This window comes from Bacillus sp. EKM420B (assembly GCF_011065565.1).
GTDB classification, from domain to species: domain Bacteria; phylum Bacillota; class Bacilli; order Bacillales; family Bacillaceae; genus Bacillus; species Bacillus velezensis.
In genome coordinates this window covers 1,024,564-1,040,742 of record NZ_JAAMNX010000001.1, presented here as the reverse complement: position 1 = coordinate 1,040,742, position 16,179 = coordinate 1,024,564, and the positions used below count along the sequence as shown (strand labels likewise).

Below are 16,179 nucleotides of genomic sequence, written 5' to 3'. Positions count from 1 at the left end.
AAAATGAGGTGCTCCAATGTCGGTATTTAAAAACCAAGAAACGTACTGGGAAAACCTGTTTGATGAAGAAGACGGCCTAAGCGCATTCCCTTACTTTAAAGCAGCGGATAAAGCATCGTTGGCCCGTACCGGCTACCAGGAAAAATGCATCTGCCGTTCCTTATCTCCGGAAGTATCTCAAAGAATCATGACAATGGCGAATCATTCCGATATGGCCGCCTATCTGATTTTATTGGCGGGTATTGAATGCTTGTTGTATAAATATACGGATCAAACGAGCCTGATTCTTGGCATTCCGACGGTATCGAAGCAAAAAGCCGGCCAGTCAGCCGTTAACAACATTGTCCTCTTAAAAAATACGCTTTCAAACGAGAGCACATTTAAAACCGTATTCGGGCAGCTGAAAGAAGCCGTTAATGATTCTCTGAAAAATCAAAACCTGCCGTTTAGAAAAATGGTCCGGCATCTGAGCGTGCAATACAATGACGAGCATTTGCCTTTGATTCATACCGTCGTTTCGCTTAACGAAATTCATTCCTTGCAATTTAAAGAAGATACTGCAACCGATACGCTGTTTCACTTTGATTTGGAGAACAACGGGATTCATTTGAAGCTTTTTTATAACGGCAATCTGTACGATGAGCACTATATCAATCAAATTGTATCCCATTTGGATCAGCTGCTGTCTGTGATCCTGTTTCAGCCTCAAGCCGCGATCCATACGGCAGAGATCTTACCGGAAGCGGAAAAACAGAAGCTATTGTTTGATTTTAACGACACCGTCAGAGATTTCTCCGGGAGCAGAACAGTCTATCAATTATTTGAAGAGCAAGCAGAAAGAACGCCTGAGCATGCGGCCGTCAAGTTTAAAAACGACCATTTGACGTACAGGGAACTGAATGAGAAGGCGAACCGTTTGGCAAGAACATTGCGTAATTGCGGGGTTCAACCCGATACGTTAGTCGCCATTCTCGCTGATCGTTCATTAGAGATGATCGTATCCATTATAGCCGTTTGGAAGGCAGGGGGCGCTTATGTGCCCCTGGATCCTGAATATCCAAAAGAGCGGCTTCAATATTTGCTTCATGATGCGGATGCAGACGTTCTCCTTGTTCAGCGTCATTTAAAAAACAGTCTCACCTTTGACGGCCCGGTGATTGATTTGAATGATGAAACATCATACCATGCCGATAGCTCATTGTTATCACCAGTAGCGGGACACAGCCATTTAGCCTATGTCATTTATACGTCGGGTACAACAGGAAAGCCGAAAGGAGTCATGGTTGAACACGGCGGCATTGTGAATTCGCTCCAATGGAAGAAGGCGTTTTTTAAGCATTCTCCGGCGGATCGCGTGCTTGTCTTGTACCCGTATGTTTTTGATGCGTTCATTTTAAATTTCTTCGGTCCGCTCATCTCGGGGGCAACTTTGCACCTATTGCCTAATGAAGAGAATAAAGAAACTTTCGCCATTCAAAATGCCATAAAACAAGAGAGAATTACTCATTTCTCAACTTCTCCCCGTCTTCTGAAAACGATGATCGAACAGATGAACACAGAGGACTTCATCCATGTTCAGCATGTTGTTGTAGGCGGTGAGCAGCTGGAAACAGATACGGTTGAGAAGCTGCATTCTCTGCAGCCTCGCATTCGGATCAATAATGAATACGGACCGACAGAAAACAGCGTGGTATCTACATTTCACCCTGTTCAGTCCGCTGATGAACAGATCACAATCGGCAGCCCGGTGGCCAACCATCAAGCTTATATTTTAGGAGCGCACCATCAAATCCAGCCGATCGGCGTACCGGGAGAGCTGTATGTCGGAGGAGCGGGAGTGGCCCGCGGCTACCTCAATCGTCCTGAATTGACGGAGGAAAAATTTGTGGAGCACCTGCATGTCCCTGGTCAAAAGATGTATAAAACGGGTGATCTCGCCAGATGGCTGCCGGATGGAAGAATCGAATATTTAGGGCGGATTGATCATCAAGTAAAAATTCGCGGCTACCGGATTGAGATCGGCGAGGTAGAGGCAGCCATGTTCAATCTGGAAAACGTTCGTGAAGCCGCAGTCGTCGCGCGTGAAGACGCAGACGGGGCCAAACAATTGTATGCCTATTATGTCGGCGGGCCTTCTTTGACCGCTGTGCAGTTCAGAAAAGAATTATCCCGGGAACTGCCGAATTATATGATTCCCTCCCGCTTTATCCCATTGGAACGCATTCCGCTCACTTCCAATGGGAAGATTGATCTGAAAGCTTTGCCTGCTGCTGACGAAAATACGCGGGCGGAATACGAATACATAGTCCCGCGGAACACAATAGAAGAACTGCTGGCGTCTATCTGGCAAGAAGTATTAGGGGCAGAGCGTATAGGAATTCTGGATAATTTCTTTGATTTTGGCGGAGATTCGATTAAGTCAATTCAGGTGTCATCCAGATTGTATCAAGCCGGATACAAGGTTGATATGAAGCATTTGTTTAAACACCCCTCGATTGCTGAACTTAGTCAGTTTGTAGCGCCGGTCAGCAGGGTGGCTGATCAAGGAGAAGTGAATGGCGGAACCAAGCTGACCCCGATTCAGCATTGGTTTTTTGAACAAAACATGCCGCATGCACACCATTACAATCAGGCCGTCATGTTATATTCGGCGGAATGCTTTAAAGAGGCTCCTCTTCGCCGGACGATGGAACAGATCGCGTCGCATCACGATGCCTTGAGGATGATTTTTGAAAAAACGCCGGATGGATACGCTCCGCGAATTACAGGAACAGATGAAAGTGAACTATACCATCTGGAAGTGATGAATTATAAAGGGGAAACCGATCCGGCTCAAGCGATTGCCGATAAAGCGAATGAGATTCAAAGCAGCATGGTATTAGACAAAGGGCCATTAATGAAGCTCGGTTTGTTCCAATGTCCGGACGGAGATCATTTGCTGATTGCAATTCATCATTTGCTGATTGACGGAGTATCCTGGCGTATTTTGCTCGAGGATTTTGCAAGCGGTTATGAGCAGGCAGAACGCGGACAAACGATCCAGCTCCCGCAAAAAACAGATTCGTTTCCATTCTGGACCGATCAATTGTCCAAATATGCGGCGGAAACCGATATGGAAGAGGAGATTGCTTATTGGACTGGGCTTTCAAGCATAAAGCCTCAGCCATTGCCTAAGGACACTATCAGCGAAGGATCGTTATTAAGAGACAGCGAAGAAGTGACGATTCAATGGACAAAAGAGGAAACGGAGCAATTATTAAAACAAGCGAACCGCGCCTACAACACGGATATCAACGATCTGCTGCTGACTTCGTTAGGGCTGGCCGTTTACAAGTGGACAGGCACGGAAGACATTGTCGTGAATTTGGAAGGCCACGGGAGAGAACCGATTATTCCGGATGCTGACATTTCCCGCACGATAGGATGGTTCACAAGCCAGTACCCTGTCGTCCTGAGGATGGAAGCCGGAAAAGACCTGTCGCAGCGGATCAAGATCGTAAAAGAAGGGCTGCGCCGCATCCCTGATAAAGGAATGAATTACAGCATCATCAAATATATATCCGGGCATCCGGAAGCCGACAGCCTGCAGCTGAATCCGGAGATATCGTTTAACTATTTGGGACAATTTGACCAAGACCTGAAGCATCAGGCTTTGCGCATATCGCCATATTCCACAGGGTTATCGATGAACGAAAACCAAGAGAGAACGGCCGTGCTTGATTTGAACGGCATGATTGCCGAAGGGACATTATCACTGACACTGAGCTACAGCAGCAAACAATACGAAAGATCTACTATGGCGCAATTTGCCCGGGGGTTGAAAGAAAGTCTGCAAGAAGTCATTGCGCATTGCGTAAGCCGGCAGCAGACTTCTCTCACACCAAGTGACATCCTGTTAAAAGATATCTCAATCGACGAACTGGAACAGCTTTTGGAGCAGACGCGTGAATTAGGCGAAGCGGAAAATATTTATCCATTAACGCCGATGCAGAAGGGCATGCTGTTTCACAGCTTATTTGATCCGAATTCAGGTGCTTATTTTCAGCAAACGATGTTTGATCTGCATGGAGATCTGGAGATTGATTCATTTTCAAAAAGCTTGGACGGCTTATCGCAAAAATATGATATTTTCCGCACGAATTTTTACAGAGGCTGGAAGGATCAGCCGCTCCAAATTATATTCAAAACGAAAAAAATCGGTTTTCAATTCAATGACTTACGAGAGATGAAGGAATCACAAAAAGAAGCGATGATTCAGCAGTATGCCAGAGAAGATAAGATGCGGGGGTTCGACTTAGAAAAAGGCGCGTTAATGCGGCTATTCATCCTTCGTACGGATGAAAACACATACCGTTTTATCTGGAGCTTCCACCATATTTTGATGGACGGCTGGTGCCTGCCGCTGATTACAAAAGAAATATTCGAGAATTACTTTGCCTTGCTTCAGCAAAAGCAGCCTGAACAATCATCAATTACTCCGTACAGTCAATATATTGAATGGCTCGGCCGGCAAGATGCGAAAAAGGCCACGGCTTATTGGGATCAATACTTGGAGGGATATGAGGAGCAAACCGGCCTTCCTAAGGATCACCATGCAGCGGAAGACGGACGATACGTTCCTGAAAAAGTGACGTGTGACATAAGCTCCGATCTCACTTCAAAAATGAAGCGGACGGCAGGCCAGCATCATGTCACGCTGAACACGCTGCTGCAGACGGCATGGGCGGTTTTGCTGCAGAAATATAACCGCAGCCGGGACGTTGTGTTTGGAAGTGTTGTATCCGGAAGACCTGCTGGAATTCCAAACGTGGAAACCATGATCGGCTTATTCATTAACACCATTCCCGTCCGGTTCCGGTGTGAAGCCGGGACAACGTTTGCCGAACTTATGAAAGAGGCGCAGGAAAGGGCTGTAGCGTCTCAACAATTTGAGACGCACCCGCTGTACGATATTCAAACGCGTACAACGCAAAAGCAAGATTTAATTACACATTTAATGATATTCGAAAATTATCCGGTTGATCAGTATATGGAAAGCATAGGCCGCCAAAACGGAACATCCATCAAAATTTCCAACGTGCAAATGGAAGAACAGACCAACTACGATTTTAATTTGACCGTTATACCGGGCGACGAGATGAACATCTCTTTTGAATACAATGCAAATGTGTATGATCGGGCAAGCATAGAACGGGTTCGGGAACATTTCATGCATATCCTGCATCAAGTCGTGACAGATGCGGATATCCGGGTGGATCAAGCGGAATTGTTAACGGAAGGCGAAAGAAGAACCCTTCTGCAGACGCTTAACGACACGGCCGCGCCGTTTCCGCAGACGCCGGTTCATCAATTATTTGAAGAGCAATCGCAGCGTACGCCCGATCAAGCAGCCGTCATTGATAAGGACAGGCAGCTCACGTACGGAGAGCTCAATAAGCGGGCCAACCGACTGGCGCGAACGTTAAGAGCGAAAGGAGTCCAGACGGATCAGCCTGTAGCCATCATCACAAGAAACAGCATCGAATCGGTGGTCGGAATCCTTGCCGTTTTAAAATCAGGCGGAGCCTATGTCCCTATAGATCCGGAATATCCGCAAGACCGCATCCGGTATATGCTGGATGACTCCCAAGCCGGAATCGTTTTAATGCAGCGGGACGTCAGGAAACAGCTCGCCTACGAAGGCGTCACGGTTTTACTTGATGATGAAAGTTCTTATCACCAAGATGGCTCTGACCTTGCTCCGATAAATGATGCGAGCCATTTGGCATATGTCATTTATACGTCAGGTTCCACAGGCCGGCCAAAAGGCGTACTAATCGAGCACCGAGGCTTGACCAATTATATTTGGTGGGCGAAAGAAGTTTATGTAAAAGGCGAGAAAGCCAACTTCCCATTGTATTCGTCAATTTCTTTTGATCTGACGGTGACTTCTATTTTCACGCCGCTTGTCACAGGCAATGCAATCATCGTCTATGACGGAGAAGATAAAACAGCTCTGCTTGAATCGATTGTGCGGGACCCGAGGGTGGATATCATTAAATTGACTCCGGCCCATTTGCAGGTTTTGAAAGAAATGAACATTGCCGATCAAACGGCTGTCCGAAGAATGATTGTGGGCGGGGAAAACTTAAGCACCCGGTTAGCCCGCAGCATTCATGAACAGTTCGAAGGCCGGGTTGAAATATGCAATGAGTACGGACCGACGGAAACCGTTGTCGGCTGCATGATTTACCGTTATGATGCCGCAAAGGACAGACGGGAATCGGTACCGATCGGAACCGCTGCGGCAAACACGAGCATTTACGTTCTTGATGAGAATATGAAACCCGCACCGATCGGAGTGCCGGGAGAAATCTATATCAGCGGCGCCGGTGTGGCAAGAGGATATTTGAACCGTCCCGAATTAACGGCAGAGAAATTTGTCGATGACCCATTTGAACCCGGAGCGAAGATGTATAAGACCGGAGATTTGGCGAAGTGGCTGGCGGACGGAAACATTGAATATGCGGGCAGAATAGATGAACAAGTGAAAATCAGAGGCTATCGTATCGAATTAGGCGAGATCGAGGCGGCACTGCTTCAAGAAGAAGCGATCAAGGAAGCTGTCGTTACAGCCAGAGAGGATGTCCACGGGTTTAAACAATTGTGTGCATATTACGTAAGCGGCGGGCAAACAACGGCAGCCCGGCTCCGGAAACAATTATCTCATACTCTTGCAAGTTATATGGTTCCGGCTTATTTTATCGAGCTTGATGAAATGCCTTTAACTTCTAACGGAAAAATAAACAAAAAAGGGCTGCCGGCTCCGGATTTCGAGCTGCAGGACAGAGCAGAGTATAAAGCTCCCCGAACAAAAGCGGAAGAAATATTAGTTTCTGCCTGGGAATCGGTATTAGGCGCTGAAAACGTCAGTATTCTTGATAATTTCTTTGACCTTGGCGGAGATTCCATTAAATCCATTCAAGTATCCTCCAGATTAAATCAGCAAGGATACAAAATGGAAATCAAAGACTTGTTTCAATATGCAACAATTGCAGAATTGAGTCCGCATATCAAGCAGAATCTGCGTATAGCCGATCAAGGTGAGGTCAAAGGAAAAGTCAGCCTGACTCCTATTCAGCATTGGTTTTTCGAACAAATAACGACAGATCAGCATTATTATAATCAAGCCGTCATGCTGCATGCGCCGGAAGGTTTTCAGGAAACGCAGCTTCGTCAAACCCTGCAAAAGCTTGCTGAACATCACGATGCGCTCCGCATGACGTTCCGGACTACGGAAAATGGCTGTGAGGCACAGAATGAAGAAATCGCCCAAAGCGGACTGTACCGCTTAGAAGTCCTGAATCTGAAAGAAGATTCCGATCCGGGACGGACAATTGAAGCCAAAGCTGATGAGATACAAAGCAGTATGCGTTTAAGTGATGGGCCGTTAATGAAAGCCGGGTTGTTTCAATGCGCAAATGGAGATCATCTGCTCATTGCCATCCATCATTTGATTATAGACGGGATTTCATGGCGCATTTTACTGGAAGATATCGTTAGCGGCTACAAGCAAGCCGAGAACGGGCGAGTGATTCAACTGCCGCAAAAAACAGATTCCTTCCAATTATGGGCTAAGAAACTTTCAGAATATGCGCAAAGTGAAACCATAAAACAAGAACAGGAATATTGGACAAAGATCGAACAAACCGAAGTCAAACCGCTGCCTAAAGATTTTCATGAAACCCATACAACTTCAAAAGACAGTGAAACAGCAACTGTGGAATGGACGAAAGAGGAAACGGAGCTGCTATTAAAACAAGCGAATCGCGCTTATAACACGGAAATAAACGATTTGCTCTTAACTTCTCTGGGTCTTTCCATATCGCATTGGTCAGGACTGAAACAAATTCCGATTCATTTAGAGGGACACGGCCGAGAACAGATTATACAAGATATAGATATCTCCCGCACAGTCGGGTGGTTTACAAGTCTGTATCCGGTTGTGCTGCACGCGCATCCGGGCAAAGAGATCTCTGATTATATCAAGACGACCAAAGAAGGATTGCGCCAAATTCCGCATAAAGGGATCGGATATGGAATAGCAAGGTACTTAAGCGGCGGAATGCCATCGAAACTCAATCCTGAGATCAGCTTTAACTACCTGGGACAGTTTGACCAAGATTTACAGCAGCATGGGGTTCAATTATCTTCTTATTCTTGCGGTTCAGACTCTAGCGGAGATCAAGAAAGACCGTATGTATTGAATATAAACGGATTGATCACCGACGGCCGGCTGAAGCTTACGATCAGCTACAGCAGCAAACAGTACGCAAAAGAAACGATCATGCGGTTATCGGAAACGATTCAAAGCCGCCTGCGGACAATCATTACGCATTGCGTTCATAAAGAACAATCGGAACTGACGCCAAGCGATATTTTGTTAAAAGGCATGTCCATTGACAAATTGGATCAGCTCCTCATTCAACTGCCGCATGCAGGTGAGGTTGAAAACGTGTATCCGCTCACTCCGATGCAGAAAGGAATGCTCTTCCACAGCCTGCTGGACGAGGCCTCAAGTTCTTATTTTGAACAAGCATCGTTCGATTTGCAGGGAGAGTTAAAGATTGATTGGTTTAAAGCAAGCCTTGAACGATTATTTGAAACATACGCCGTGCTCAGAACCCGTTTTTACAGCGGCTGGAACGATACTCCTTTACAAATTGTCTATAAAACGCAAAAACCGCAAATTCATTTTGCAGATTTGCGTGACATAGAGGAGCACCTGAGAGAGGATGCAATCGCAGCCTATCAAAGAGAAGATAAGGCAAAAGGATTTGACTTGGCTCGGGGTCCGCTGATGCGCATAGCGATTTTCCGTATGGAAGACCGCAAATATCATTTGATTTGGAGCTTCCATCATATTGTGATGGATGGCTGGTGCCTGTCTCTTATCACGAAGGAAGTGTTTGATCATTATCGCGCCTTACAGGAAGGCAGGGAACCAGAACCGTCATCGGCAGCTCCTTACAGCGACTATATCGAGTGGCTTGACCGCCAAGATCAGGGAGCGGCAAAGCGGTACTGGAGCGGGTATCTTGAAGGATATACAGGTGAAACCACGCTTCTTCATAAAATAGAGCAGCATGAACAAAAAGAATACGCCTATGCCAATGTGATCTGCCGATTTGATCACGAACAGACAAAACAATTACAGCAGATCGCAAATCAGCATCAGGTTACATTAAATACGTTGATCCAAACGTTATGGGGAGTTTTATTACAGAAATACAGCGGGTCAGCAGACGTTGTCTTCGGCAGTGTCGTGTCAGGAAGGCCGGCGGAAATTCCTGATGTGGAACAGATGATCGGCCTGTTCATCAATACCATTCCGGTTCGCATCCGCTGCGATGAGGACAGCACTTTTGCTGATACGATGCAAATGGTTCAACAAAACGCTCTGGCTTCCCAATCATACGATACCTATCCTTTATACGAAATTCAGGCCCAAACGGAACAAAAGCAAAACTTAATTGATCATATACTGATCTTTGAAAATTATCCGATAGAGCAGCAAGTCGAAAAGGGCCATGATGCTGCGAATTTAAATATCGTGAATTTCCATATAGAAGAACATACCCATTACGATTTTAATGTAGTTGTCATCCCTGGCGAACAACTCACCGTTCATTTTGATTTCAACCAAAATGAATATGGACAATCAGAGGCAGAGCGGATTCGCGGACATTTTGAACAGCTCACTCACCAAATTTTGCAGCAGCCGTCTGTCAAAATAGAAGAAATGGAACTTCTGACACAGCAAGAAAAAGAACAGCTGCTCACTCCGCTTTCCGGGGGAACAGAGAAGCCTGAATACAAAACGATTCATACTATGTTTGAACGCCAGGCGGCACAAACGCCGCAAGAAATCGCAGTTCAATACGAAGGGGCGGAGATTTCTTACAAAGAGCTGAACGAAACAGCCAATAAACTGGCGCGGATTCTCCGTAAGCGAGGTGTGAAGCATCAGGAGCCGGTGGCTGTGATCGCCGGGCGTTCACCATCATTAGCGATTGCTGTTTTAGGCATTTTAAAAGCGGGCGGTGCCATTGTTCCGATTGATCCGAGCCATCCTGCCGAACGAATCCGCTATATCATTGAAAACAGCAGCTCCACTCATGTTGTAACAGAGAAAGACCGGTCAGTCCCCGAGGCAGCAACGCAGATTGTCACATTCATAGAAGAAGCGGTGACAGAACCGGACGGGAGCAATGTGCAGACGATAAACACGGCGGAGGATCTGCTTTACGTTATTTATACATCAGGAACGACGGGGAAACCGAAGGGTGTGCTGCTTGAACATAGAAATATGGCCAATTTGCTGTATGACCAATTTACAAACTCAGGCATCGATTTCAAAACCAATGTGCTTCAATACGCATCTCCGGCATTTGATGTCTGCTATCAAGAGCTGTTTTCAGCCCTGCTCAGCGGCGGCACACTCCACATCGTGCCTGAATCAATAAAGCGGGACGCGGCTCAGCTGTTTTCGTTTATTAATAAACATCAGACGGACATCGTCTTTTTCCCGACTGCTTTTGCCAAAATGCTTTTTAGCGAAGAGAGCTATGCATATTCATTTCCGCGCTGTGTGAAGCATTTGATTACAGCAGGAGAACAATTGACAGTATCCCGTTTATTTCAGCAAGTGCTCCGCACCCACGGCTTGCATTTGCACAATCATTACGGTCCGTCAGAAACTCATGTGGTGTCGACGTATACCATTCAACCGGGAGATGATATTCCTGAATTTCCGCCGATCGGCAAACCGATATGCCATAACAATATGTATGTCATCAGCAAGAACAAACAGCTTCAGCCCTTGGGCATTGCGGGAGAACTGTATATTTCCGGAGCAAATACCGGGAGGGGCTATGCGAATAACCGGGCTTTAACGGAAGAGAAATTTTTGCCTGATCCGTTCAGAGAGGGAGCCGTTATGTACCGCACCGGAGATTTGGCAAGGCTGCGTGAGGACGGGCAAATCGAATACATCGGCCGCATTGATGATCAGGCGAAAATAAGGGGCTACCGGATCGAACCGAAAGAAGTTGAGGTCATATTGGCCAATCACCCGGCGGTGAGAGAAGCAGCCGTCCTTATTCAAAAAAACGCTTTGGGTGAAAATGAATTGTGCGCGTACTGCAGCGTCTCAAAAGCGACTGATCCTTCAGCATTACGGAAAGATCTGGCCAAAAACCTTCCTGACTATATGATTCCTGTGAAATGGGCTTTTGTTGAATCGATTCCGCTCACGGCAAACGGAAAAGTCGACCGCAAAGCATTGCCGACACCAGAAGGAGGCGTGCAAACAGGGGGCGAATACGTTGCTCCCCGTACAGCGGCGGAAGCGCAGGTGGCGCATATCTGGAAAGAGGTGCTTGGACTTCCGCGTATCGGCGTGAAAGATAACTTCTTCGACATCGGCGGTCACTCGCTGCGGGCAACGACTCTGACGGCGAAGCTGCACAAAGTGATGGGGGTCAGCCTGCCGCTGCGGGAAGTGTTCCGGTCGCCAACAATTGAAGAAATGGCAGAAACGATTACCGGAATGAAACACACAGCATATACATCTATCCCGACCATTGACGCAAAAGAATACTATGCCGTCTCCTCGGCGCAAAAACGGCTGTACATTTTGAATCAGCTGAAAGGCGGAGAGCTGAGCTACAACATGCCGAGTGTCATGAGGGCCGATGGAGCTCTGGATCGGGAACTTGTCGAGAAGGCGATCCGCAAGCTGATTCAGCGCCATGAAACGCTGCGTACCGGCTTTGAACTGATAGATGGAGAACCGGTGCAGCGGATCTATGACGACGTCCGATTTGCAGTGGAATTCACTCAGGCGAAAGAAGAACAGGCGGAAGCCCTCGTTCATGGGTTTGTGCGGGCATTTGACTTGGAGAAAGCGCCGCTGCTGCGGGTAGGACTGATCGAGCTTGCAAAAGACCGCCATTTGCTGCTGTTTGACATGCATCATATCATTTCAGACGGCGTATCTATCAAGAATTTGATTGAAGAGTTCGTTTCATTATATGAAGGAAAAGAATTGCCGCCATTGCGGGTTCAGTATAAAGATTATGCGGCGTGGCAGCTGGCGGATATGCAAAGCGAACGGATGAAGAAACAGGAAGCGTATTGGCTGGATGTGTTCAGCGGAGAAGTTCCGGTGCTGGATATGCCAACCGACTACGGAAGACCGGCTGCGCGGAGCTTTGAAGGAGGACGAATCGAGTTTGTTATCGGACCGGAGCTGACGGAACAGCTGAAAGGCTTGGCGGTGAAGAGCGAAAGCACGCTGTACATGGTGCTGCTGGCTGCTTATACGACCATGCTTGCCAAATACAGCGGGCAAGAAGACATCGTAGTAGGGAGCCCGATTGCCGGAAGAACCCATTCGGATTTGGAAAGCTTAATCGGCATGTTCGTGGGCACGCTGGCGATACGAACGAAACCGATCGGGGAAAAAACATTCCGGGAGTTCGTGCAGGAAGTCAAAGAGCATACATTAAAAGCGTACGAAAACCAGGAGTATCCATTCGACGAACTGGTGGACAAGCTGAATGTGTCCCGGGATTTCAGCCGCCATCCGCTGTTTGACACGATGTTCATATGGCAAAACACAGAACGTGGAGAATTGAGCCTCGATGATGTGCGTTTTACCCCTTATCCGGACAACCATGCGATGGCGAAGTTCGACCTGACGTTCCAAGCGGCAGAAAATGAAGACGGAATTACAGGTATGATCAGTTACGCGGCAGCGCTGTACAAGCAGGAAACTGCGGAACGCATGGCAAAGCACTTTATCCAATTGATCGAGGCGATTGCCAATGATCCGCAGGCGCCGCTTTCATCGCTGGAGATGATCACCGCGAAGGAGAAAGAGCAGATTGTGGAGAGATGGGGCCAACCGGCAATAGACTGCCCAAGGGACAAAACAATTCACCAATTGTTCGAGGAGCAGGCGGAGCGTACGCCGGAACTTACGGCCGCAGTTTACGAGAAAAGCCGATTCACATACCGTGAGCTGAATGAGCGGGCCAACCGCCTGGCGCGGATTTTAAGAAGCGAAGGCGTGCAGCCTGACCAGCCTGTGGGTATTCTGGCAGAACGTTCTCTGGAAATGATCGTGGGGATTATGGCGATCCTGAAAGCCGGGGGCGCGTATGTGCCGATGGATCCGGACAGCCCGCAGGAACGCATCCGCTATATTCTGGAGGATTCAGGAGCAAAGGTTCTGCTGGCACAGCCCCATTTACAAGATCGTGTATCCTTTGCCGGAGAAATTTTACTGCTGAACGACGAACGAATGAACAGCGGGGATGGCTCGAATCTGGTGACGGCAGCCGGACCGGATCACTTGGCGTATGTGATTTACACATCAGGCACAACCGGCAAGCCAAAAGGCACGCTGATTGAGCATCGCCAGGTACTTCATTTGATGGAGGGGCTCCGCGGACAAGTGTACGGTGCTTATGATTCGGGATTGCGTGTGTCTCTGTTGGCACCGTACTATTTCGACGCATCGGTCAAGCAAATTTTCGCGGCACTGTTAGGGGGACATGCACTGTATATCGTCCCTAAAGCATCAGTATCAGACGGTTATGCCTTGTCAAACTATTATCGCACCCACCGCATTGACGTAACAGACGGAACACCGTCACATTTGCAATTGCTTATCGCTGCAGACAGCCTTCATGGGGTAACGATCCGGCACATGCTTATTGGAGGAGAAGCGCTCCCGCAGGCGACAGTGGCGCAATTGCTTGAATTGTTCGCTTCGAACGGGTCATCAATGCCGCTCATAACCAATGTATACGGTCCGACGGAAACCTGCGTGGATGCATCGGTCTTCCATATCGTACCGGAGACATTGGCATCCGCTGACGACGGCGGTTACGTGCCGATCGGCAAGCCGCTGGGCAACAACCGTGTGTATATTGTTGATTCCCATGATCGGATGCTGCCTATAGGTGTAAAGGGTGAGCTGTGCATCGCCGGAGACGGAGTAGGACGAGGGTATCTGAACTTGCCTGAATTGACGGGTGAAAAGTTTGTGGCCGATCCGTTTGTAATCGGAGAGCGGATGTATAAAACAGGCGATCTTGCCCGTTACCTGCCGGATGGAAACATTGAATATGCCGGAAGAAAGGATCATCAGGTGAAAATTCGCGGTTACCGGATCGAACTTGGCGAGGTGGAAGCCGCTCTTCTCAACATCGAGCATGTACAAGAAGCGGTGATCCTGGCCAGAGAAAATGCAGAGGGACAAAGCGATTTGTATGCCTATTTTACAGGGGAGAAGTCACTGCCGATCAATCAGCTTAAAGAAAAACTCTCCGATCAAATACCAGGCTACATGGTTCCTTCATACCTGATGCAACTGGAACAAATGCCGTTAACCTCCAATGGAAAAGTGAATCGCAGCGCGTTACCGCTGCCTGAAGCAGGCTTGCAGACCGGGATTGACTATGTTGCTCCAAGGACAAAACCGGAAGAGCAGCTGGTTCACATCTGGAAAGAAGTATTGAAGTTAGAACAAGTCGGCGTCAAAGATAACTTTTTCGATCTCGGCGGGCATTCGTTACGGGGGATGACGCTCGTTACCAAGATCCATAAGCAATTCGGCAAAAGCATTTCATTGAGAGAAGTGTTTCAATACCCGACGGTTGAAGAAATGGCGAGGGCCATTGCAGGCGCGGAAACCGGCGGACCGGATGAGATCCCTGTTGCAGAAGCCAAAGATGTTTATCCTGTATCTTCCGTACAAAAGATGGTTTACCTGTCTACACAAATTGAAGGCGGAGAACTAAGTTACAACATGCCGGGGATTTTGACATTGGAAGGCAGGATGGACATGAATCGTTTACAATCTGCGTTCCAAAGTCTGATCCAGCGCCATGAATCGCTACGAACCGGATTTGAAATGGTCCGGGGAGAGCTGGTGCAGGTGATCAAGCCGCAGGCGGATTTCTCTATAGAAAGGTACAAAGCAGCTGATAAGCAGGTCGAGGAGCTGTTCCGCAATTTCGTGCGGCCTTTCGATCTCAGTCAGGCTCCATTGCTTCGAGCCGGACTCATCGAATTAGAACAGGACAGACATGTTTTCATGTTTGACATGCATCATATCGTTTCAGACGGCGCTTCTATGAATATTTTTGTTGAAGAACTGATTCAATTGTATGACGGCAAAGAATTAACCCCGCTCCGTATTCAATACAAAGATTACACTGTATGGCAGCAGCAGGCGGAGCAGAGGGCACGCATCAAAAGGCAGGAGAACTATTGGCTGAATGTATTTCATGAGGAACTCCCGCGATTTGAACTGCCGAAAGATTTTGCCAGACCGCGAATTCGAAGCTTTGAAGGCAAGCGATACAATTTCGCTCTCGATGAGACTGTGGTCCAGGGGATAAAACAGATGGAAGAATTGACCGGATCCACTGCTTACATGATCTTGCTGTCAGCCTATAACATACTGCTGGCGAAATACAGCGGTCAGGAAGATATCGTCGTCGGTACGCCTATTGCGGGAAGAATGCATGAAGATTTACAGCATATTATCGGGATGTTTGTGAATACGCTGGCCATCCGTACTGCCCCGGCTGGAGAAAAGACCTTTATGGACTATGTAACGGAAACAAAAGAAACGATGCTGAAAGCTTATGAAAATCAAGAATATCCTTTTGAAGAATTAGTTGAGAAACTGGGAGTGAAACGGGACTTAAGCCGTAATCCGTTATTCGATACGATGTTTGTTCTGCAAAATACGGAACAAACGGATATCGAATTGGACTCTCTCGCGGTCAGACCATATGAACAAACAAATACGGCGGCCAAATTTGATTTACAGCTGACTTTCGTGATGAATCCGCACGAGATTCAAGGAAGCTTTGAGTACTGCACGAAGCTGTTTAAACAGAAAACCATCGCTACGCTGAGCAAGGATTACGCCATGATTCTGTCGGCGATCATAAAAGACCCATCGATTCCTTTAAAAGAAATTCAATTAAGTGAGAAAGTAAATAAAAGTGAACACTTTGCAAACGAAATCGAATTGAATTTCTAAAAACGGCCGGTACCGGCTGTCCCCGGCATGATGTTTTTACGGGGACAGCGGTCAGCCGGCTAAAACTCACT

The 16,179-nt window shown here is 47.5% G+C and carries 1 protein-coding gene; it reads left to right on the top strand.

The window, feature by feature from the left end; genetic code table 11:
* The first annotated feature begins 16 nt into the window (after positions 1–16).
* A complete protein-coding gene (gene bamB, locus G9F48_RS04840) occupies positions 17–16,108 on the top strand; it encodes a bacillomycin D non-ribosomal peptide synthetase BamB (protein WP_165409109.1) in 16,092 nt (5,363 codons plus the stop codon).
* Positions 16,109–16,179: the final 71 nt, after the last annotated feature.